The organism is Salipiger abyssi (assembly GCF_017311415.1).
GTDB lineage: Bacteria > Pseudomonadota > Alphaproteobacteria > Rhodobacterales > Rhodobacteraceae > Salipiger > Salipiger abyssi_A.
Genome location: NZ_JAEKIS010000036.1, coordinates 1 through 20,738 on the forward strand (window position 1 = coordinate 1; position 20,738 = coordinate 20,738).

Consider the following 20,738-nt stretch of genomic DNA (forward strand, 5'->3'; position numbering starts at 1 on the left):
CTGAACAAGAGGGCGCAGCACCGCGGCCCTGCGCGCCTCTTCAGCACCAACGGCAACGGAGTCTTCGCCATCATCATTCATCGATATTTGCCGCAAATGTCTGTGAACCCTGTCTCAGGTTTAAGGGCAAAAATATCAGAATTAAAGGCAAAATCTCATATTTAAGGGCAAAACTCAGCCGTTGATTTCGTTGGATTTCCCATCTCACAATTAAGGGCTACGCGACACCTGCCGGGCCGGGCAGGTCGCCGGGGCGTAGCAGATGCACCACGTCGCGCAGCTCCCTTGCTCGCTCCGGCCGGCCCAAAAACGCGACACAAGCCTCCGTTGCGCGCAACGACAGCCGATCCCGTAACAAGGCTTGGGGGACCGCCTCTCGCCCCAACACAAGATGCAGGTGGCTCAGTGCTGCGCCCGACAAAAACGCCACATCTTCAAGGGTTTCGGCGCGTGCCGAGGTGACCCAGGGCGGCATCTGGGGTAAGTTAAGAGGGTCGCTGTCGAAGGTTGAGTGGGCATATGTCATGCCACAACACTATCTCACGGCGGCGCTTTTGACTACCATATAGTGTAGAAACCGCCCCTCTTTGCCGAACCTTAATACGCCCAATAACCTTGCGTTATCGGACATAAAAATGATATGCTCGGAAAGATGAGCAGTCTCACGAATAACGGCACCAAAATCGAGGATTCCGACGCGTCTGACGCAGGGAATTCGAGTTCTGCGTCCTATGATGCGCCGAACAGTGATGAACACGACGAGAGAACCTCTCGGGACCGAGCTTCAATCGCTCTGCCCGCTCATGTGGCCGGCTCCGGCGCGCTCGACCGGCTGATCGACACCGCGCGCGACTACGCCGAGGCCTCTACAGCTGAGAACACCAACAAGGCCTACTCGGCCGACTGGAAACACTTCACCCGTTGGTGCCGGTTGAAAGGGACGGATCCCCTGCCCCCCTCGCCCGAGATGGTCGGGCTCTATGTGGCGGACCTGGCCGCCGCGACCGGGAAGGCCCCTGCTCTCTCGGTCTCCACCATTGAGCGGCGCCTCTCCGGCCTCGCTTGGAACTACAGGCAGCGCGGCTTCACTCTTGATCGCAAGGACCGCCATGTCGCCACCGTTCTGGCCGGGATTAGGCGCAAACACGCGCGTCCGCCGGTTCAGAAGGAAGCGATCCTGCCCGAGGACATCCAGGCCATGGTGGGCACCCTTCCCTATGATCTCCGCGGGCTTCGAGACCGGGCGATCTTACTTCTGGGCTATGCTGGAGGTCTCCGTCGCTCCGAGATCGTGAGCCTTGACGTGCACAAGGATGATACACCGGACTCCGGCGGTTGGATCGAGATTTTCGAAGATGGCGCTCTGCTGACGCTGAACGCCAAGACCGGGTGGCGCGAGGTTGAGGTCGGGCGCGGCTCAAGCGACCAGACCTGTCCTGTCCACGCACTTGAGCAATGGCTGTATTTTGCAAAGATCGAATTCGGGCCGGTCTTCGTGCGCACATCGCGGGATGGCAAACGTGCGCTCGAGGCCCGCCTTTCCGACAAGCACGTCGCACGGCTGATCAAGGCAACCGTTCTGAAGAGCGGCGTCAGATCCGATTTGCCGGAAGCCAAACGACTGGCAATGTTCTCTGGCCATTCCTTGCGCGCCGGGCTCGCCTCGTCGGCAGAGGTTGATGAGCGCTATGTTCAAAAGCAACTCGGACATGCGTCGGCCGAGATGACCCGGCGCTACCAGCGCAGACGCGACAGGTTCCGGGTGAACCTGACCAAAGCCGCAGGGCTGTGAAGCTCAGGAATCTTGACGCGTTAGTGAAGCGCTAAGGTGAAATTCCAGCGCTTCAGTTTCAGCTTACTGCTTCAATTGAAATCGGGAACTAAACGCGACACGGCTGGAGGCGATGCGCGAGCGCACGCCCCGTGGGCGGACAAGCTGGCAACCTTCCTCGGTGAAGATGTTGTTGGAACGGGCTGAGAGACTGGGGCTGCTCGATTGAGATTCCCGAGAATCGCCCATCCGATTCTGCCGACTGATTTCTGTACGCACTCACAATACATCTTGTGGTCACTAGGTAGTTGGCAACGAGGTGTTGAAGTAGAGCGAGAGCGCAGTCGCCCAAGACGCTGATTTTTAACAGTTTACGGTCGACAGAAATCGGTGCCTTCAACGCCGCCAGGCCGCTCAACGGTTTGGTCTGGATTTATCCACAATATCTGTTAAGCTTTGCAAAACAATAAAGACTTGAGGGCAGTGATGAACGGGATACGGGCCTCCCAGAGATTTGAAGTCATGTCCAAGCGGCTTGGTGGTCGGTTGCGTGAACATGCGCAGGAAACCTTCCCACCGGACGCTCAGAAGGGCCTCCGACGCTTCGCCATGCGGGAAGCGGCTGAACTGCTTCGCATTAATCAGAATACCTTTCGCCATCATGTGTCAAACCTCGAAGGCTTTCCCGAAGGTGTCCTGGAGGGCGGCAACCGCCGTAGCTTCTCTGCAGAGGAGATGGTCGAGGCACAACGCGTACTTCTCGAGACTGGAAGGATCAAGCCAGAAGAACACCCGCACAGAAGACCGGGAGAGGCTTGTCAGGTCTTGACGATCTTCAACCTGAAGGGTGGCTCCGCCAAGACGTCATCTGTTGCCCATGTAGGGCAACTACTGGGTCTGCGCGGCTACCGGGTGTTACTGATCGACCTCGACAGCCAGGCAAGTCTGACAAACCTATTCGGGGTTACTCCCGAGCTGGATCCGGATATGCCGACGTCATACGATCTTATCCGATCCGACGATCCACTGCCCGCAACAGAGATCATTCGCAAAACAAACTTCCCGACCGTGGATCTGATCCCGGCATCCATGGACATCATGGAGTACGAGTTCGAGGTCGCCCTGAGCTTCAGACACGGCGCCACCACGTTCCATAGCCGCATCCGGGAAGCGCTTGAGCCCGTCCTCAACCGATATGATGTGGTAATATTTGACACCCCACCGCAGCTGAACTTCTCTGTGATCTCTGCCCTCTTTGCATCGACCGGGGTCCTGATCCCGCTCAACGCGTCGATGCTCGATGTCATGTCGCTGGCGAGCTTTCTGGGCATGGCGAGCAACCTGATGGGCGTCGTCGAGGCACACGCCCCGGAACATGGACTGAACTTCGTGCGAGTTCTGATCACCCGCTACGAAAATACGGATGGTCCGCAGGTGCAGATTTCGTCTCTGCTTCGGACAGTCCTCGGGGATGCCGTGCTGTCTGCCGAGTTCCTGAAATCAACAGCCGTGGGTGATGCTGCGAACACCCAGCAGAGCATCTTCGAGGTCGAACCTCGCGACGTGAACCGCAGAACTTACGAGCGCGCGATCGAGTCCGTCTCGCGCGTGACCGACGAAGTCGAACGCGAAATCCTGAAAGCATGGGGGCGTAGCCATGGCGCGTAAGGTCTTCGGGGACTCACTCAAGAACGCGATGGGCAAAACGCCGCCTTCAGACGACGATCTGGATGTGAAACGGACGAGCCCGACTGTAGCTCGCGCTCAAGCATCTGTGCTCGAAGAGGATAAACACGCCACGCGGCTGATCGACCCGACCGCCATACGGATGTCCGCGGTCATGGACCGCATCGATCCAAGCGATGGTCTGGATGAGCTTGTCTCGTCGATCCGCGAGCACGGTCAAAAGGTTCCAGTGCTGGTTCGCCGAACCGAGGACGGTGCGCTTGAGATCGTCTATGGACGCCGTCGGCTTCTCGCTTGTCGCCAACTTGGTCAGAAAGTGCGCGCTACGGTCATGGAGATGACCGACGAGGAAGCTCTCATTGCCCAAGGCGTAGAGAATAATGCGCGCCAAGATCCATCGTTCATCGAAAGGGCTCTGTTTGTCGCCGGAATCATTCGAGAACTTGGGAAAACCGACGAAACGCGCAAGAACGCTCAAACGATCGCGTATCGGGCACTTCAGATCGATGAATCGCTCGTCTCGCGGATGAACCGTATCGCTACGGGCATCCCGATGGAACTGATCCAGGCTATCGGACCTGCACACGGCGTTGGTCGACGGGTTTGGGAAAGGCTTTTCAGGCTGTGCGAGAAAGACGTCGCGAGAGCCCGAGAAGTTGCCGGCAAAATCCCTCGCAACATACCGGGCCCCGACCGTCTCGAAGCGGCGGTTGCCTTGCTGACAGCCACCAAACCATCGACGCAGAAGACACACCCCAGTGAGCGCGTGAAGATCGGCCGAAAGGGCAACCGTATCACCATCGATGTGGACGCGGATCTTGTCCCTCGTGTTGAGGAGGCAGTCCGGAAGCTGGTCATGGAGCTTCTTGACCGCGGTCAAGACGGGCCAGAGTGACGACCCCCGTGTCTTGACCGCGGTCAAGACATCAAAAGCAACGAGCAGAAAACGAAAGGAGGACCGGCTAGAAAAAGAAAGACCCCCCGAAAGCGATGCTTCCGAAGGGCCTCAATCAGTCTCGACACCTGATTGATACCCCCAAAACGAATCGATTTCAACACCGCTCGCGGTGAACGGGGAAGCTTTTTCTTCCGAAACACCATGAGACATGCAAATGAAACAACAACCGCCCTGGCGGAACGGATATCTCTGCCCTGCCCTAACCCCTATGAGCTTCTGGGCCCAGTTCGCGTACTGAGGAAGGAGCTCGGTCTCACAGCCAATGACCTCGCCGTTCTGACCGCGCTCATTAGCTTCCTACCCCGCAAAGAACGTGAGATTCAGGACAGCCAGCGACTTACGCTCACTGTCGTGTTCCCATCGAACGCTTCTCTGTCAGAGCGCGCCAATGGACTCGATGAGAGAACAATTCGACGCAGCCTGGGACGCCTCTCAGCTGCTGAACTGATCGAACGCAAGAATTCAGCAAATGGCAAACGCTTTCCGCTGCGGTATGGAGGCGTTATCAGAGATGCCTTCGGTATCGACCTGAAGCCCTTGATCGAGAGGTACGGCTCGCTCGCGACACAAGCCTTGCAGCTCACCGAAGAACGCGAGCGCTTGCGCTCACTGAAGGCTGAGGCGTTGGCCCTACGTGCTTCGCTACTCCAACAGACACGCTTCGATGAAGCAAAGCTCTCTACCCTCAACATGATCAGAAATGTCCTGCGTCGAGCAACATTAACCGTTGATGCAGTCCTGAGCGTTATCTCAGAACTTAGAGCCCTCGGAGCCGATACCGACGCAAGCTACGGTGAACACCATGCCGCAGAAAAAGCTGGTTCCGAAGATAATTTACAAGCTATCGAACACCGACCTTATGCACCAGAATCCAACGATCTGCCCGCCACAAACGGACAAAATGTCCGGCACATAGAGTCTATAAAAAAAGATATTAAAAAGATTGCTCCCTCTACGGTCAATCGCAGTGAACAAACCGCAAAAACCAAACCTACGATGAACCGAGACCCAGCACGCATGGCATGGGAGGATTTTACCCATGTTGCAGGATTTTTCCCAGAACCGCCGCGGACAGGAGAAGCCCTTACCCGCATTCTATACGAGCTCGGTCGATTGCTTAGAATAAGCCAAGACGAACTTCGGTATGGCATCCAGAAAGCTGGCGCGGGAAAACTGCTTCTCGTCTTCGACTACCTGATAGCAAGAGCAGACACGATCAAACACCCTGACGCCTATTTCGAAAGGATCCTACGCACACAACTTGCTCCCACGTGAACTTCTTGACCGCGGTCAAGAACGATCCTGAGAGGGAAAGGAGTGTTGGTTTGAGGGTGACGGGAAGTGAGATCGGGAGAGTGGCTTCCGGCGCCCGTCGTGGAGAAGATCTGATGACCAAAGCTGTCCAGAAAATCACCCTGTCCCCCTCGCGGGATGTCCCTTTTGACAAGCTGGTGCTGAGCCAGTCCAACGTGCGGCGCATCAAGGCTGGCGTGTCCGTCGAGGAACTGGCCGAAGACATCGCCCGCCGCGGTTTGTTGCAGAGCCTGAGCGTGCGGCCCGTGTTGGGTGATGATGGCACCGAGACCGGCAAGTTCGAGATCCCGGCTGGGGGTCGTCGCTTCCAAGCACTGTCCTTGCTGGTGAAGCACAAGCGTTTGGCGAAAACGACGCCCATTCCCTGCATCGTGCGGGATGGGGGGTCCGCGATCCTCGCCGAGGACGATTCCCTTGCAGAAAACATGCAGCGCGTTGCCCTGCATCCGCTCGACCAGTTCCGCGCGTTTGCGGCGCTGCGGGACAAGGGTCAGAGCGATGCAGAGATTGCTGCCGCCTTCTTCGTGACGCCGCAGATCGTGAAGCAGCGCCTCAAACTTGCCTCCGTCGCCCCTGCCCTGCTTGAGGTCTATGCCGAGGATGGCATGACGCTGGAGCAGCTCATGGCTTTCACCGTGAATCCAGATCATGCGCGTCAGGTTCAGGTCTGGGATGTGATCAATTCATCCTGGAACAAGGAGCCATTCCAGATCCGCAGGATGCTGACCGAAACCTCGGTCAGGGTTTCCGACCGGCGCGCGATCTTTGTGGGTGTTGATGCCTATGAAGCGGCGGGTGGCACGATGCTGCATGACCTCTTCCAGGGCGATGATGGCGGTTGGTTGGAGGACCCTGCCCTGCTCGATCGGCTGGTGACGGACAAACTTCAAGCCGAGGCTGAGACGGTTGCGGTTGAGGGCTGGAAGTGGATCGAGGTAGCACTTGACCTGCCCTACGGCTACAGCCACGGCCTGCGGTCCTTGTCCGGCGATCCGGCACCTATGACGGATGAGCAGTGTGCGACCCATGCCAAGCTGCTCGCCGAGTACCGGGCGCTCGAGGAGGAATACGCGGGTCAGGATGACATCCCCGACGAGGTCGACACGCGGCTTGGCGTGTTGGAAACGGAGATGGAAAAGATCGAGACCCGGCCATTGATCTTCGACGCGGAGGAGATCGGACGGGCAGGGGCGTTCGTCACGCTCGACCGCTACGGCGTGCTGGCCGTCTATCGCGGCTATGTGCGTCCAGAGGATGAGCCGGTTGACGTGACAGCGGTCCAGGATGGTGCTGATCCTGCGGTGGCGGGGCAGGGGGATGATCGTGATCTCACCGATGGCTATGACAGTGCCGCTCATGCCGGAACCGTCATCATGTCGGGAGGCCAGCCGATTGGCGGCGATCTGCCGGAGGATGAGGATGACGGAGCGCTGAAGCCACTGCCCGAGCGGCTCGTAATCGAGTTGACGGCACACCGGACGCTGGCGCTGCGTGAAGCGATCGGGCGCTCGCCCGACGTGGCGTTGATTCTGCTGCTGCTGAAGATTGTGACGGACACCTTCCGCACTTCCTCTGCTTCGGGAAGCTGTCTCGAAGCCTCAGTGCGTCACATCTACATGCCGGCGCAGGCGAGCGATCTGAAGGACAGCGTGGTGGCAAAGCTGGTCGACGAGCGTCATGCGCCGGAACGATCTCGTGGCGCTTGACGATGAGGACCATGCCGAAGGGCAGGGGGCGGATGCCGAAGCGGCTGACAGCGTCAGTGAAGCTGACCTTCCTGCATTTCTGACGGATGACCTGCCTGCTGAAGGCGCGTCGATGCTGGCCTCGGAATAACGTGATCCAGCGGGGGGCGGAGATTCCGCCCCCAATCACCCTATAGTGTAATAATATCAATGGGATGAGCGCGATTACTCGCATTCAGAATGAAGAATCATGTCTACAACAACCATCATCGACACCGCACCCCTCGGGGCGCTGCGACGTGAGACTTCAAGGCCAATGCTCCCGATCTTTCGCATGGGCTTTTGGAGCATCTGTTGGCAATCTGACGGATGCCTGAAATCCAGAAGTTTCACCGGGACGTGGTGACTGGAGCAAGAGAGAGGTTTCGATCCGTTCTGCGATGGCTGAGACGATAGCGAGGCCAAGCCCGCTACCATCAGTTTTTGCATCTGCCCTCTCGAAGCGCCCTGTCAGGCGTTCGAGTGTTTCGGTTGCTACCGCGGGGCCCTCGTTCGCCACGATCAACTGCCCGTCGCTCGTGAGTGTAACCGCGACTGGGGCATTCTGCGCCCCGTGGCGTAGGGCGTTTTCCACCAGATTCCGGCACAGAATTCCTAATGCGTCGGGGTCGATATCAGACAAGACAGGCGTGTCCGGCAAGTTCAACGTAAGGCGCCCGTTCTCTGTGGTGCGCGCGATATCTTCCACCACGACCCGAGTGATGGTTCTGACATCAGCGCTCTGGTCCATCCGAAGTCTACCGCCTTCCGCCCGCGCAAGCTGCAGGAGACGCTCGGAAAGCCGAGTGAGACGCTTGAGCGTTGCCTCGATCTCGGCGGCACGGGCGTCGATGGTCGGATCTTTGGTCTCTGACCGCAGTCGCTGCGCCTGGGCGATAGCGCCCGCCAATGGTGTCCTTAGTTCATGAGCCGCATTGGCTGCAAAACTTCGCTCAGCCTCGAACGCGTCGCGCAACCGAGCCAAAAGGCTGTTCAAGGTTGCGGCCAGCGGTCCGATTTCGGTCGGCAGGTCGGCCGCGGGTACTTCTGACAGGTCGCGCACGCCGCGCGCTTCAAGCCGCGTACGGAACCGATGGAGAGGGGCGAGGCTAAAGCGCACAGCGAGAATAATCGACGCGAGCGCCAACGGCAGCACGACCAGCAGCGGCAGGCCGAGGCCCATCTGGATTTCAAGAGCAACCGATGCGCGATGCGCCAACGGTTCGGCCACGGTGATGCTGATCGTCCCCTGGAGCGCCGCGTCGCTGTAGAGGCGATGTGTGGCGTTCTGCCCAAATCCCGGCCCGTCGTATGGAGGGAACACGGCAGGGTCCGCCGCATGGGATTGCAGCAAAATGCGTCCCTCGGCATCGCGTACGATGTAGGTGAAGAACTCGTCATGCTCCCGGATCGGCGCGAGGCGCTGCGTCACACCCTGATCTTCTCGGCCGACGATGTCGGTCACGGCCAGCGGAAGGATGCGCTCGGCGGTTTCGCGCAGGGCGCTGTCGAAGACCTCGTCCATCTCGCCCCGAACGATCACCGCGGTAACCGTGGCGGCGGCGAGCCAGAGGATCGTCAGCACAAGGCCGAGTGACAAGCCGAGCCGTACCTGAAGGCTGGATGGCCACATCATGGCTTGCCCAGCCGGTAACCCATGCCGCGCTCGGTCTCGATGATGGCGCTCCCCAGTTTCTTGCGCAGGCGGCTCACGTGCACCTCGATGGTGTTGCTCTCGACTTCGGCGTCGAAAGCGTAGAGCTTCTCCTCCAACTGCGCCTTGGACAGGAGCTGCCCGGGACGCGCCAGGAAGGCCTCGAAGAGCGCCCATTCCCGCGCCGTCAGCGGCACATGTCTGCCATCCCGATGGACGCTGCGCGCGGCAAGGTCGATGTCGAGCGGTCCGTGGGTCAGGATCGGGTTGGGGTTGCCGCTGTAGCGCCGCGCGACCGATCCGATCCGTGCCGACAGTTCCGACAGGTCGAAGGGCTTCACAAGATAGTCGTCAGCGCCCGCATTGAGGCCTTCGATCCTATCGGACACCTGGTCGAGCGCCGTCAGGATGATGACCGGCGTCACGTCTCCACGCGTCCTGAGGCCCTTGAGGAACCCGATACCACGTCCGTCTGGCAGCATGAGGTCGAGCAGGAGCAGGTCGTAAGAGGTTGCGCTCATCGCGTCTGCCGCCGCGTCTAGCCGCGTGACCCAGTCTACTGACTGGCCATCAGCTGCGATCTGGTCGCGCACGGCAGCGCCAAGAGTCGTGTCGTCCTCGATCAGCAATATGCGCATGGTCGTACCCGTCCTTTCCTGATGTCCCTCCATGATCCGTCTGGCTGACACGAAGCTGAAGCTTGTGGGTCGAGCCCCTTCAGGCTGCCGTCAGCTTCGCGGCGCATGAATGGCATCAAGAGGCGAGCCACTAGGAGTGTGCCCCATGAAGAAGACATTGACAATTATCGGCTTTCTCGCGGTCTTTACGGCCGGCGCGGCGCTGGCTGACGACGATTGCTTCGTGCCGATGGCCGACTGGCAGCCGCGCGATGCTGTTGCCATGCTGGCCGAGGAAAATGGTTGGACGGTGCGCCGGATCAAGATCGATGACGGCTGCTACGAGATCGACGGGAGGGATGCCGAGGGGCGTGCGATCGAGGTGACTGTCCACCCGGCCACGCTGGAGGTAATCGAGTTCGAATACGAGGACGACGAGGATGATCGCCGCGAGCGGGATCACGAGAGACGCGACGATGACTGATGCAGCGCGTCGCGACGGTATTGTCCCGGTGCCGAGCCTGCCGCCACTCTCCCGGCTTTCCCTAAACTCTCCTCTAGCCCTGACGGGCCCGGTGCTGGTTGCGTTGCCATGCCTGCTGGCGGCTTTGCTCGGTTTCAACACCTATGCGACTTATGGTGCGGATGCCGCGCTCGGCATCGCCGTCGGGGCCGCGGCAGTTGTCGCGATGGCACAGACCCTGATCCTCGCCGCACGGCCGCCGCTGGTGGAGCCGTTGTTCGGCGGTCTCGATCGCATGTACCGGGTCCACAAGTGGCTTGGTATTTCCGCAATGGTCCTGATGATCCTGCACCAGCAGATCGAGCCGGATTTCGAGCGTTTGGTGCGTGAAACCTCCCTTGGTGAACTTGGTGAAGAGGCGGGCGAACTTGCCTTCAACGCGCTTCTTGCCCTGGTTGCTGTCAGCTGGTTCCGGAGATTGCCCTTCACCCCACTGGAAATCCCCTATCAAATCTGGCGGTTCAGCCATCGTTTCATGGGGGCCCTTTTTGCAATCGTGGTCTTTCACCAGTTCTTCGTCGACCTGCCGACAGAGGTAGATCCATCGCTCTCGGTGCTTCTGAACACATTCGGCATCGCCGGAGTGATCGCGTGGATATTCACCGAGCTGGTCGCCCCGTACCTGCGGCGTAGAGAATTCACCGTCACAGAGATCAGCCAGACCAAGGACACCACCACGCTAACCCTCCGCCCCGAGGGGCGGGCCATGCGGTGGCGGCCGGGGCAATTCGCCTTCTTCCGCGCGCCAGAGGCAGGACTGTCCGAGCCGCACCCTTTCACGATTGCCAGCGCCCCGCGCCCTGACGGCACCCTGACGTTCTGCATCAGGGGGTTGGGTGGCTGGACACGAAGCCTGCCCGCCATCTTGCGGACCGGAACGCGCGTGCAGGTCGAAGGGCCATATGGACGGTTCAATTTCCGCAAGGGCGGTGCGCGCCAAATATGGCTTGCCGGCGGCATCGGTATCACGCCGTTCCTCGCCTGGGCGGAAAGCCTGACAGAGGCGGAGAGTCGCGACATTCACCTCATCTACTGCGTTCCGACACAAGAGGAGGCGATTGGCGTAGAGACGTTGCGCGCTGCGGCTGCCCGCAACCCGAGGTTCAGTTTCGAGGTGGTCGTTACGACGCGCGATGGCAGGCTCACGGCCGAGCGCCTGATTGGCGCGGTCCCTTTCGCGATCCGGCAAGCCGATCTGTGGTTCTGCGGCCCAACCGGTCTGAAGGACGGGATTCTCAAGGGCTTGAAAGCACAAGGCCAAACGCCTCGCCGTGTCCGCTTCGAGCAGTTCGAATTCACCTGAACGCGGGGCAGGGCGTATAGCCATGCCAGCCCTGTAGCCTGCGCTCGCATCTTTTTGGCCCCGTCATCATCGGCGGGGCCATTTTCCTGACGGCAAGCTGAAGCAGGAATCGCTGGGGCGTCAGGATGCCCTCAGGTCGGGGTGCCAGATTGGTCTCATCAAACGAAAGGACCCCTTGCCATGAAAAAGACCCTGACCGCCCTTGCCCTGATCGCACTTTTGCCCGCCGGCGCTGCGCTGGCCGACGACGATGATTGCAATGCGCCCCGTGACCAGTGGCAGCCGCGCGAGGCCGCCATGCAGATGGCCGAACAGAACGGTTGGACGGTGCGCGACTTCGAGATCGACGACGGCTGCTACGAAATCGAAGGCCGAGACCAGAATGGCCGCGAGATCGAGGTGAAGTTCGATCCGGCGACGCTGCAGATCGTCGAGATGGACTACGAGGATGATGACGACGACCGCGGTGGCGCCCGCAATCCCGCGCCCGCTGGAACGGTCGCTCCTCCGCAGAACGGCCTCTTCGGAAACGGCGCCCCTCCGCAGGTTCAGGTGAACTGAACAGCTCCGAAGCACCCTGAACAAGGATCATTCCCATGAAATCACTTCTCGCAACGCTCGCGCTGACCACCGCACTCACGCTTCCCGGCCTCGCTATGGCACGGCCCGTGACGCTCACAACCACCCTCAACAACTATGGCGGCGACGGCGCTTACCTCGCGCTTTACGTTACCGACGCCTCGGGCGCCTATGTCGGCAGTCTCTGGATGGCTGGTGGCAAGTCCAAGTACTACGAGCATCTGAGCGATTGGTACCGTGCCACGGGCGGCGATACCGCGCAGGTAAACGGTATCACCGGCGCCAGCGTCGGCGCGGGCCGCAGTCTCGAGATCACGCTCGATCTGGCCGATGCGCTGTTCGATGCGGGCTACACGCTTCACATAGACGCGGCGGTCGAGGATATGCGCGACAGCCCGAACGAGGTGGCCGTGCCGCTGACGACGGCGGGCGCGGGTACGCCGGTGACCGGCCGGCGCTACATCGCCAACTTCTCCTACGACATGTGAGGGGCAGGGCCATGATCCGTACACTCCATCGCTGGCCGGGTCTACTGGCACTCGCGCTCGTCACGATCCTGAGCCTGAGCGGCGCTGCGCTCTCGGTCTTTCCGGCAGTCGAGCGCATCACCGCGCCGCAGGTGGAGACTGGTCAGACAGTCGCCACCCTCGCGGACCGCATCCAGGCCGTCTATCCGGGCGTCGAGCAGATCCGGCGGTCGCCCTCCGGTCGGATCACCGCCTATTGGTTCGATCAGGGCGCGCCGGGTGCTGCCGTGATCGACCCGGCGACGGGCGCGGGCGTTGCCTCGGCCGACCCGAACCAGGCCCTTCGCTGGCTCACCAACTTTCATCGCTCGCTCTTCCTCGGGGATGGCGGGCGCATCGCCATGGCCGCCGGGGCCGCGGCGATGCTGGTCCTCTCGCTCTCGGGTGCTATGCTGGTCGCGCGACGGGCGGGCGGATGGCGGCACTGGTTCGCGTCCTTGCGCGGTCCGTTCGCGGGCAGGCTGCATGTCGAGATCGCCCGGATCGCCGTCATCGGCCTCGTTCTGTCCTCCACCACCGCCCTCTGGATGACAGCCTCCACCTTCGATCTTTTGCCGGACGGTGGCGTCCTGCCGACTGATCCCACCGAAGTGAGCGGAGAGATTGGGTTCGCTCTCGATCAGATGGCCACGCTGCTGCAGACGCCCGTCGCCGAGCTGCGCGAACTGAGCTTTCCCTATCCCGGCGATGCGACGGACGTGTTCACACTGAAGACCGACCGGGGCACCGGCTATCTTGACCAGGGAACCGGCGCGCTCGTGGCATGGGCCGACCTGACCGGGTGGGAGCGCGTCTCGGAAACCATTTACATGCTGCACACGGGGCAGGGGGCCGCGACGCTCGGCCTTGTGCTCGGGATGATGGCGCTCGGAGTGCCGGCGATGGGCGTGACCGGCGTCCTGATCTGGTTTGCCGGGCGGCGCGGGCGGCCGCGCATCCGCGGCAACCAGCCCGCGGGCCGTGCCGAGACGATCCTTCTTGTCGGCAGCGAGGGTGGCAGCACCTGGGGCTTCGCCGCGACCCTGCATGCCTCGCTGACGGCAGCGGGGCAGGGCGTCCATGTTGGCCCGATGTCGGGCTTCGCGCCAGAGCGCTACGCCCGAGCCGAGCGCATCATCGTGCTCGCCGCGACCTATGGCGACGGGGCTGCGCCGGCCTCGGCGAAGGGCTTCCTCGACCGGTTGAACGCCCTCGACGGAGCGCCGGATATTCCCATGGCTGTGCTTGGTTTCGGAGATCGGAGTTTTCCGGCCTATTGCGCCTTTGCCAAGGACGTTGCGGCAGCAGCGCAAGCGAAGGACTGGCCGGAGCTTCTGCCGCTTGACGCAATCGACCGCCAGTCCCCGCAGGATTTCGCGCGCTGGGGCCGCGCTCTTGGCGAGGCGCTTAGCATCTCTCTCGAGCTTTCTCACCAGCCCGTCTCGCCGCGCACCGAAACATTGACCCTCGTCTCGCGGCGCAACTACGGGGCCGAGATGCAGGCGGGGGCCGCGATCCTGCGCTTCGCCTTGCCGCGCGCGACGCTGTGGCAGCGGCTGACCGGGGCGGGTTTCGCACGGTTTCAGGCGGGCGACCTGATCGGTGTCCTGCCGCAGGGCAGCGCCGTGCCACGTCTCTACTCGCTGGCCTCGGGCCGGCGCGACGGGTTCGTCGAGATCGTGGTGCGCAAGCATCCGGGCGGTCTGGCCTCGGGCCAGCTGACCGCGCTGGAACCGGGCGATACGGTCCGGGCCTTCCTGCGGCGCAATCCCGGCTTTCACGCCGGTCGCGGTCTCACCCCGCTGATCCTGATCGGGGCGGGCACCGGCATCGGGCCGCTGGCGGGCTTCATCCGCGGCAATGCGCGGCACAGGCCCGTGCACCTGTTTTTCGGGATGCGGCATGCGGACAGCGATTTCTTCTATGGCGAAGAGATGCCCGGCTGGCAGGCTGAGGGGCGGTTGACCCGGCTTGTCACCGCCGTCTCGCGCGGCGCGCGGCGCAGTTATGTGCAGGACGCCTTGCGCGCCGACGCGGCGCAGGTGGCCCGGCTTATCTGCGACGGGGCGCGTGTGATGGTCTGCGGCGGGCGCGACATGGCCACGGGCGTGAGCGATGCGTTGGCCGAGATACTCGCACCTGCCGGGCTTACGCCCGCAGTCCTAAAGGCAGAGGGGCGGTATGTCGAAGATGTCTACTGAGCGCGCGCGCATCGCCCTGAACGGCCCCGCCATGGGCACGCGCTGGTCGGCGCTGTTCTTCGCGGATCGGGTCCGCGACACGGATGCAATTCGTGCCGCCCTTCAGGCGGCTGTCGACGAGGTGGACACGCAGATGTCGATGTGGAACGCGGAGAGCGCGCTCATGCGGATCAATGCGGCGCCGGTGGGCGATTGGGTGGTGGTGCCGGAGCAACTGCGGGCGGTCCTGCGCCTCGGGCTCGAGATCGGGCGTGCCTCGGGCGGGGCCTTCGATATCGGCATGGGCGATGCGGTGACGGCCTGGGGTTTCGGGCCCGGGGCCGCCGCGCCCGAGGGTATCCGCGCCGCGATGGACGCCCCCCGCCGCCCGGCTCAGGAGGTGCTGGAGATCGAGGGGATGCAGTTGCGCAAGACCGCGCCCGTCGCGCTGGACCTGAACGGCATCGCCAAGGGCCACGGTGTCGACCGGCTCGCCGAGACCTTGCGCGATCATGGGATTGCCGACGCCCTTGTCGGCATCGACGGTGAGATGCGTGCCATGGGCCTGCGCCCCGATGGCGAGGCATGGATCATCGCGGTAGAAGCGCCGGACCCTGATCGCCGGACGCCGCATTCGGTTCTGGCGCTGCAGGACGCCGCCGTCGCGACCTCCGGTGACTACCGCCATTGGGTCGAGGTGCATGGGCGCCGCCTGTCGCATACCATGGATCCGAGACGTGGCGCGCCGCTGATCGCCTCGCCGGCCTCCGTCACCGTCGTGGCCCGCACCTGTGCCGAGGCCGACGCCTGGGCGACGGCGCTGATGGTGCTCGGTGCGGAGAGGGGTGCGGACCTCGCAAGACAACGTGGACTCGACGCCCTGTTTCTTCTGCGCGATGATGAAGGGAATGCAATGGGCGTGGGAGTCGGGCGTCTTTTTTCCGAAGAACCAGCGGCAATCGCCTCAGCCGGGGGAAGATGAGCCGCATGGAACAGACCCGTACCGATCGCTTCAAGACCGCACTCCTGCTGATGGCCGCAACCGGGCTGATCGTGGGACTCGCATTCTACCTTGCGGGCCAACCAGAGATCGCGAACCTGATCTGGATTGCAGGAGTTGTTCCCGCGCTCGCAGCGCTTGTGGTCGAAATCGTCCGGAGCATTGGGCGCGGCGAGGTGGGCCTCGATATCGTCGCCGCGCTGTCGATGTCGGCGGCGCTTGTCTTCGGCGAGACCTTGGCTGCGGCTGTCGTCGCAGTCATGTATTCTGGAGGCACTTTCCTCGAAGCCTTCGCTGAGGGCCGTGCACGTCGTTCGATGAAGGATCTTCTATCTCGCGTACCCCGGACCGCGACGCGGCACCGGAACGGCGGTCTTGAGGATGTGCCTCTCGAGGAGATCGCACCGGGCGATCGCCTGCTGATCCGGCAGGGCGATGTCGTTCCCGTGGACGGTTCGGTTACGTCCGACACCGCCTTCCTCGACACCGCGGCGCTGACCGGCGAATCCCTCCCAGTCCGGCTGGCGCGCGGGGCCGACGCCATGAGCGGATCGACCAACGCGGGCGAGGCCTTCGACCTGACGGCGACGCGCGAGGCCAAGGACAGCACCTATGCCGGGATCGTTCGCCTGGTCGAGGAAGCGCAGGCGTCCAAAGCGCCGATGTCCCGGCTGGCCGACCGCTGGTCGCTGGGCTTTCTGGTCGTCACCGTCAGTATCGCCTTCGCGGCCTGGTGGTTCACAGGCGATCCGATCCGCGCGGTCGCCGTGCTGGTGGTCGCCACGCCCTGTCCGCTGATCCTTGCCGTGCCGGTTGCGCTGGTCGCGGGTCTCTCGCGTGCGGCGCATTTTGGCGTTTTGATCAAGGGCGCAGGGCCGCTCGAGACAATGGCGCGCATCCGTACGCTGATCCTCGACAAGACGGGGACGCTGACAGATGGCCGTCCGCAGATCATCTCGATCGACAGCCACGATGGCATGAACGAGGACGACATCCTGCGCCTCGCGGCCGCGCTCGATCAGGCCTCCAAGCACCCTGTCGCGCAAGCGATCGTCACCGCCGCCAAGGCACAGGGCTTCACACTGCCCGTTCCGACAGAAGTGGCTGAGATCCCGGGCGAAGGGGTCTTGGGTCGTGTGGAGGACCGCGAGGTGATCGTCGGGGGCGACGGCTTCGTGGCGTCCCGGGTCGGGCGGATGGTGGGCGATCACCCCGCCAAGGGCGCCGGATCGGTCCTTGTCGCAGTGGCAGTTGACGGTCACATGGCCGGGCACCTCGTCATGTCCGACCCGCTGCGCGAGGGAGCGGGTGCCATGCTGGACGGTCTGCGCCGCCAAGGGATCTCGCGTATCCTGCTGGCCACCGGCGACCGCGCGGACGTGGCCGAGCGTGTGACGGAAGGGCTGGGCCTCGACGGGCTGCGGGCCGGTCTGACGCCGGATCAAAAGGTGTTGCTGGTGCTCTCTGAGCGTAAACACGGGCCGGTGATGATGGTGGGTGATGGTGTCAACGACGCGCCCGCCCTGGCCGCAGCCGATGTAGGCGTGGCAATGGGGGCACGGGGCGCCGCGGCCTCGGCCGAGGCCGCCGACGTGGTGCTGCTCGTCGACCGGATCGACCGGCTGGGGCCCGGCATCGAGATCGCGCGGGCTTCACGCCGGATCGCGGTCGAAAGCGTTGTCGCCGGGATCGGCCTGTCTGTCATGGGCATGATCGCGGCCGCTTTCGGCTACCTCACGCCGGTTCAGGGCGCGCTCCTGCAAGAAGTGATCGACGTTGCCGTGATCCTGAACGCCCTGCGCGCGCTGCGCATCGCGCCACAGGAGCCAGCTACGGGCAAACCCCAGGCGATCATTTCAGAGCAAGCTGACATCGTTCAAGGAGCCACGCCATGAGCCGTCTATCACATTCTGAAATCCATATGGTGCATCGCATCGGCTGGCTGCGGGCCGCCGTTCTCGGCGCCAACGATGGTCTTGTCTCGACCGCGAGCCTCGTCGTCGGCGTCGCCGCAGCCGGGTCCGGCAAGCCCGAGGTCATGATCGCCGGGCTGGCCGGGCTTATGGCTGGCGCGATGTCGATGGCGGCGGGGGAGTATGTCTCGGTCAGCTCGCAAACTGACGCCGAACAGGCGGACCTCGCCCGAGAGAGCCGTGAACTCGAGGAAACGCCCGAGGCCGAGCTCGAGGAACTAACCCGGATTTATGTTGAAAGGGGGCTGGACCGCGACCTGGCGGAAAAGGTTGCCGTGCAACTGACTGAACGTGACGCGCTCGGATCGCATGCGCGCGACGAGCTCGGCATTTCGGAAACCGTTACCGCCCGCCCTGTCCAGGCGGCTCTGGTGTCCGCACTGACCTTCGCCGTTGGGGCGGTGCTGCCCCTGATCGTCGTGCTGCTGGTCTCGGAGGCGCAGATCGCTCCCCTGGTGGCGGGATCGACGATCCTTGGCCTTGCGGTTCTTGGCGGATTGGGCGCTTCGGCCGGCGGCGCAGGCGTCGTCCGTGGGGCCACGCGGGTCACGCTATGGGGAGCGCTTGCAATGGCGGCGACAGCCGGGGTCGGTGCGCTGTTCGGGGTCGCCGTAGGCTAGGAGTTAATGGGGTGTACCAGAACCCCGCTCCGGCTGCTTGTTGCGGCAACGCTCGTCAACATCGTGCTGATCATCGAGGTGCCACAGATCGAGTCGCAGCGCGTGGGGTCATAAACCCATGTCCGCAAATGGGTCATGCTGGACGAGATCAACACCGATGTTCTGGAGCGGTCCTTTGTCTGGGAGGACCGCACGCCCATCGGCACGTTCAGTTCCGTCTTCACATCCAAAATCCAGTCCAGCCTGATCGCGCTTGCCAAGTCGGGCGGGGCATCCGTTGTCGATCGGCCGAAGTAATCTCGATCAGCGCGGGGTCTACCCAGCTTCACTTGTTCCCATCGATCCACTTCGACATCAGCTCCTTGTCGCGGAAGCATTCGTCCGGCACGGCGCGGCGCTTGATGCGGGCGAGGCGCTCGGCAAAGGCGACCTGCTTTGATGTCGGGCGGCTGTCCTGCGTGCCCGGCTTCAGCTTGGCCTGTGCGTCGATCCAGGCGCTCAAGGAGCGCCGATCTTGCTGAACCTCACACGGCAGAAGCGTCTGGTTGCGAAGGGCCAGTGCGCGCGCATAGGCGATCTGCTTTGGCGTCGCGGGCAGGGCGTAAGTGGTGCTTTCCATCGGGGATCTCCCTTCTTAGCGTGGCTTTCAACATAGAACATAACAGGAACAAAATCAAGCCACCTGCGGAAATCATGGGGTTTGAGAGGAAGAGGAGGGCCGGGGGAGGTCAGGCCTGAGGATGCCCGAAAGAGGGTGTCCGGGCCTGATCCTGTTCCTCATTGGGGTCTGATGCCGGAAAGTGGAGGATCCTACGTTCTCATGAGCTTTGCATTTAACGCTCCTCGGCATCAGATCCCTAAAGAGTGAAAGTGTTCTTCGGGTTTTGTGACTGACGGATGAGGGCCTTTGAGGTCCCTCAGATGGGTCCGGGCCGGATTCCGGTCTGCCGTTCCGGATGAAGGGCATTCTCATGCAAACAGGTGTCTTGCGCGTATTGCGCGCGACCGCTGCCTCGTGGTGGCGACACAAGGAACTACGCCGAACCGGCCAGACGGGGCAGGCACAACGGCGCGAGCGCGAGACCGTCCTACGTGATCTCGGTTATCTGAAGCAGGCGGCGCTGTTGCCTAACGCGCATGTGATCTGCGGGGAGGGCGGGACATTCCTCCATCTCGGTTGGACCACCGTGTCGACCTTCGCGCCGATCAAGCGCTTTCCCTTGGCCGCCCTCGCGGTCGCACAAGGGACCCCGTTCATCGATATCCGACCCGTCACCGATGTCATCGCCTTCGCGAACCTGCCGCGGGTGGCGCGGGACGGATCGGACGACTCTGAACCTTCGGGTCCCGGCAGGTCCGTGTCGCTGACCACCTACATCGACATGGCCGAACAGCTCGGCGCGAGCATCACCAACGATCCGCGGCTCTGTCGGTCAACCTAGTCACCACTCCCTCTCACCAAAACTCGAAAGGACGCCAGCCATGGCCCGATCCCGCACGCCCAAATTCGATGCCTCCGAGGTCATCACAAACGAAATCATCCGCATCATCGAGCGCGGCGTCCTGCCGTGGCGCAAGCCCTGGACCGCAGGCGGCAGCTCACGCCCCCTGCGCGTGGGCGGCGAACCCTACCAGGGGGTGAACAACTTCCTGCTGACGATGCGGACCGTGATGGCGGGCCACAGCTCTCCCTTCTGGATGACTCTGCCTCAGGCCAATGCGTTGGACGCAAAGGTCCGCAAGGGCGAGAAATCCTCTGTCGTCGTCTATTACGGCCAAAGCCGGAAAGACGCGGGCGGCGAGGACGACCGCAGCGATGGCGATGATCGCTCCGAGGAAGCCCGCATCTTCCGCTTCCAGAAATCCTATCGCGTGTTCAATGCCTGCCAGATCGATGGCCTGCCCGACAGTTTCTACCCTGACCCGGAGCCCGTACCCGAGCATCCGCCGTCCGAGCCGATCCCGCACATGCAGGCGTTTTTCGATGCCATCGACATCACAACCGTCTTCACGGGCACGGAGGCGTACTATTTGCCCCCCGTGGACAAGGTCTATATGCCATCCATCACGCGGTTCCAGGACCCGCGCAATTTCTACGGGGTCTGGGCCCATGAGCTGGCCCATGCCACGAAAGCCCCACATCGACTGAACCGTGATTTCGGGTTCTCGAAGTTTGGCAACACGTCCTATGCGCGCGAGGAGATCGTCGCGTTATCTTGACAGTCTGCACCGCATGCCACCTTGCCGTAGGATGGGTGACAGGCGTTGACGGTAGGCAGTTTTCAGGCTGGCCGCCGCGCTTACCAAAGAGCTGGCGGCGGCCAGCCTGA

The 20,738-nt window shown here is 62.5% G+C and carries 18 protein-coding genes and 4 pseudogenes; 18 read left to right on the forward strand and 4 right to left on the reverse strand.

Features of this window, described 5'->3' with window-relative positions; all coding sequences use genetic code 11:
- Window positions 1–226 precede the first annotated feature (226 nt).
- Window positions 227–526: pseudogene (locus I6N89_RS24040) on the reverse strand (DUF1403 family protein); the annotation flags it as partial.
- A 126-nt stretch (window positions 527–652) separates the two neighbouring features.
- On the opposite strand from I6N89_RS24040, the gene I6N89_RS24045 reads away from it, so the two are divergent.
- The 7 genes and pseudogenes from I6N89_RS24045 (at window position 653) to I6N89_RS25865 (ending at window position 7,565) form a co-directional block, all read left to right on the forward strand.
- Window positions 653–1,792, forward strand: coding sequence for a tyrosine-type recombinase/integrase (locus tag I6N89_RS24045; RefSeq protein ID WP_236016822.1), 1,140 nt, complete (start codon window positions 653–655; stop codon window positions 1,790–1,792).
- A 100-nt stretch (window positions 1,793–1,892) separates the two neighbouring features.
- Window positions 1,893–2,000, forward strand: a pseudogene (locus I6N89_RS25615) (recombinase family protein); the annotation flags it as partial.
- 293 nt (window positions 2,001–2,293) lie between these two features.
- On the forward strand, window positions 2,294–3,439 hold the full coding sequence (gene repA / locus I6N89_RS24050) for a plasmid partitioning protein RepA (protein ID WP_207020826.1): 1,146 nt from the start codon (window positions 2,294–2,296) through the stop codon (window positions 3,437–3,439).
- Window positions 3,429–4,352 carry a ParB/RepB/Spo0J family partition protein gene (locus I6N89_RS24055; RefSeq protein ID WP_207020827.1) on the forward strand — a complete coding sequence of 308 codons (924 nt, stop codon included), beginning with the start codon at window positions 3,429–3,431 and terminating at the stop codon, window positions 4,350–4,352. The genes repA and I6N89_RS24055 overlap by 11 nt, the downstream gene beginning before the upstream one ends.
- Window positions 4,353–4,556: 204 nt before the next feature.
- Window positions 4,557–5,690 carry a helix-turn-helix domain-containing protein gene (locus tag I6N89_RS24060; protein WP_207020828.1) on the forward strand — a complete coding sequence of 378 codons (1,134 nt, stop codon included), beginning with the start codon at window positions 4,557–4,559 and terminating at the stop codon, window positions 5,688–5,690.
- A 113-nt stretch (window positions 5,691–5,803) separates the two neighbouring features.
- A pseudogene (locus I6N89_RS24065) lies at window positions 5,804–7,411 on the forward strand (ParB/RepB/Spo0J family partition protein); the annotation flags it as partial.
- A 13-nt stretch (window positions 7,412–7,424) separates the two neighbouring features.
- Entirely contained in the window at window positions 7,425–7,565 is a 141-nt protein-coding gene (locus tag I6N89_RS25865; protein WP_009503871.1) for a hypothetical protein, read from the forward strand.
- A gap of 156 nt (window positions 7,566–7,721) precedes the next feature.
- Here I6N89_RS25865 and I6N89_RS24070 read toward each other — a convergent pair whose 3' ends face one another.
- Window positions 7,722–9,089, reverse strand: a complete 1,368-nt coding sequence (locus I6N89_RS24070; RefSeq protein ID WP_207020829.1) for an ATP-binding protein — start codon at window positions 9,087–9,089, stop codon at window positions 7,722–7,724.
- Complete coding sequence (locus tag I6N89_RS24075) at window positions 9,086–9,745, reverse strand: response regulator transcription factor (protein WP_009503873.1); 660 nt, start codon at window positions 9,743–9,745, stop codon at window positions 9,086–9,088. The genes I6N89_RS24070 and I6N89_RS24075 overlap by 4 nt, the downstream gene beginning before the upstream one ends.
- Window positions 9,746–9,890: 145 nt before the next feature.
- On the opposite strand from I6N89_RS24075, the gene I6N89_RS24080 reads away from it, so the two are divergent.
- The 9 genes from I6N89_RS24080 (at window position 9,891) to I6N89_RS24120 (ending at window position 18,705) form a co-directional block, all read left to right on the forward strand.
- Window positions 9,891–10,208 carry a PepSY domain-containing protein gene (locus I6N89_RS24080; protein ID WP_028288623.1) on the forward strand — a complete coding sequence of 106 codons (318 nt, stop codon included), beginning with the start codon at window positions 9,891–9,893 and terminating at the stop codon, window positions 10,206–10,208.
- The gene (locus I6N89_RS24085) at window positions 10,165–11,550 is read left to right on the forward strand and encodes a ferric reductase-like transmembrane domain-containing protein (protein WP_028288622.1); all 1,386 of its coding nucleotides are present in this window, start codon (window positions 10,165–10,167) and stop codon (window positions 11,548–11,550) included. The genes I6N89_RS24080 and I6N89_RS24085 overlap by 44 nt, the downstream gene beginning before the upstream one ends.
- Window positions 11,551–11,730: 180 nt before the next feature.
- Window positions 11,731–12,111: a PepSY domain-containing protein gene (locus I6N89_RS24090; protein WP_028288621.1), complete on the forward strand. Its 381-nt coding sequence runs from the start codon at window positions 11,731–11,733 to the stop codon at window positions 12,109–12,111.
- 35 nt (window positions 12,112–12,146) lie between these two features.
- Window positions 12,147–12,617, forward strand: coding sequence for a DUF2271 domain-containing protein (locus tag I6N89_RS24095; RefSeq protein ID WP_069301738.1), 471 nt, complete (start codon window positions 12,147–12,149; stop codon window positions 12,615–12,617).
- Window positions 12,618–12,628: 11 nt separating this feature from the next.
- Window positions 12,629–14,836, forward strand: a complete 2,208-nt coding sequence (locus tag I6N89_RS24100; RefSeq protein ID WP_207020830.1) for a PepSY domain-containing protein — start codon at window positions 12,629–12,631, stop codon at window positions 14,834–14,836.
- The gene (locus I6N89_RS24105; protein ID WP_028288618.1) at window positions 14,817–15,797 is read left to right on the forward strand and encodes an FAD:protein FMN transferase; all 981 of its coding nucleotides are present in this window, start codon (window positions 14,817–14,819) and stop codon (window positions 15,795–15,797) included. The genes I6N89_RS24100 and I6N89_RS24105 overlap by 20 nt, the downstream gene beginning before the upstream one ends.
- 5 nt (window positions 15,798–15,802) lie before the next feature.
- Entirely contained in the window at window positions 15,803–17,710 is a 1,908-nt protein-coding gene (locus tag I6N89_RS24110; RefSeq protein WP_207020831.1) for a heavy metal translocating P-type ATPase, read from the forward strand.
- Entirely contained in the window at window positions 17,707–18,408 is a 702-nt protein-coding gene (locus I6N89_RS24115) for a VIT1/CCC1 transporter family protein (RefSeq protein ID WP_028288616.1), read from the forward strand. Before I6N89_RS24110 ends, I6N89_RS24115 begins: the two co-directional genes overlap by 4 nt.
- A 135-nt stretch (window positions 18,409–18,543) precedes the next feature.
- Window positions 18,544–18,705: a hypothetical protein gene (locus I6N89_RS24120; protein ID WP_224557872.1), complete on the forward strand. Its 162-nt coding sequence runs from the start codon at window positions 18,544–18,546 to the stop codon at window positions 18,703–18,705.
- 28 nt (window positions 18,706–18,733) lie between these two features.
- On the opposite strand, the gene I6N89_RS24125 is transcribed toward I6N89_RS24120, so the two are convergent.
- Window positions 18,734–19,027 (reverse strand): hypothetical protein, encoded by a 294-nt coding sequence (locus tag I6N89_RS24125; protein ID WP_028288615.1) that lies wholly within the window; start codon window positions 19,025–19,027, stop codon window positions 18,734–18,736.
- Window positions 19,028–19,364: 337 nt separating this feature from the next.
- Between I6N89_RS24125 and I6N89_RS24130 the strand changes: the two genes are divergently transcribed.
- Both I6N89_RS24130 and I6N89_RS24135 read left to right on the forward strand, forming a co-directional pair.
- Complete coding sequence (locus I6N89_RS24130) at window positions 19,365–19,850, forward strand: hypothetical protein (RefSeq protein ID WP_036540302.1); 486 nt, start codon at window positions 19,365–19,367, stop codon at window positions 19,848–19,850.
- Window positions 19,851–19,890: 40 nt separating this feature from the next.
- Window positions 19,891–20,619 (forward strand): annotated as a pseudogene (locus I6N89_RS24135) (ArdC family protein); the annotation flags it as partial.
- Window positions 20,620–20,738 lie beyond the last annotated feature (119 nt).

Coding starts and splice junctions, on each gene's coding strand:
- I6N89_RS24045 (WP_236016822.1), top strand. CDS start 653: ATGAGCAGTCTCACGAATAACGGCACCAAAATCGAGGATTCCGACGCG.
- repA (WP_207020826.1), top strand. CDS start 2,294: ATGTCCAAGCGGCTTGGTGGTCGGTTGCGTGAACATGCGCAGGAAACC.
- I6N89_RS24055 (WP_207020827.1), top strand. CDS start 3,429: ATGGCGCGTAAGGTCTTCGGGGACTCACTCAAGAACGCGATGGGCAAA.
- I6N89_RS24060 (WP_207020828.1), top strand. CDS start 4,557: ATGAGACATGCAAATGAAACAACAACCGCCCTGGCGGAACGGATATCT.
- I6N89_RS24070 (WP_207020829.1), bottom strand. CDS start 9,089: ATGATGTGGCCATCCAGCCTTCAGGTACGGCTCGGCTTGTCACTCGGC.
- I6N89_RS24075 (WP_009503873.1), bottom strand. CDS start 9,745: ATGCGCATATTGCTGATCGAGGACGACACGACTCTTGGCGCTGCCGTG.
- I6N89_RS24080 (WP_028288623.1), top strand. CDS start 9,891: ATGAAGAAGACATTGACAATTATCGGCTTTCTCGCGGTCTTTACGGCC.
- I6N89_RS24085 (WP_028288622.1), top strand. CDS start 10,165: ATGATCGCCGCGAGCGGGATCACGAGAGACGCGACGATGACTGATGCA.
- I6N89_RS24090 (WP_028288621.1), top strand. CDS start 11,731: ATGAAAAAGACCCTGACCGCCCTTGCCCTGATCGCACTTTTGCCCGCC.
- I6N89_RS24095 (WP_069301738.1), top strand. CDS start 12,147: ATGAAATCACTTCTCGCAACGCTCGCGCTGACCACCGCACTCACGCTT.
- I6N89_RS24100 (WP_207020830.1), top strand. CDS start 12,629: ATGATCCGTACACTCCATCGCTGGCCGGGTCTACTGGCACTCGCGCTC.
- I6N89_RS24105 (WP_028288618.1), top strand. CDS start 14,817: ATGTCGAAGATGTCTACTGAGCGCGCGCGCATCGCCCTGAACGGCCCC.
- I6N89_RS24110 (WP_207020831.1), top strand. CDS start 15,803: ATGGAACAGACCCGTACCGATCGCTTCAAGACCGCACTCCTGCTGATG.
- I6N89_RS24115 (WP_028288616.1), top strand. CDS start 17,707: ATGAGCCGTCTATCACATTCTGAAATCCATATGGTGCATCGCATCGGC.
- I6N89_RS24120 (WP_224557872.1), top strand. CDS start 18,544: ATGCTGGACGAGATCAACACCGATGTTCTGGAGCGGTCCTTTGTCTGG.
- I6N89_RS24125 (WP_028288615.1), bottom strand. CDS start 19,027: ATGGAAAGCACCACTTACGCCCTGCCCGCGACGCCAAAGCAGATCGCC.
- I6N89_RS24130 (WP_036540302.1), top strand. CDS start 19,365: ATGAAGGGCATTCTCATGCAAACAGGTGTCTTGCGCGTATTGCGCGCG.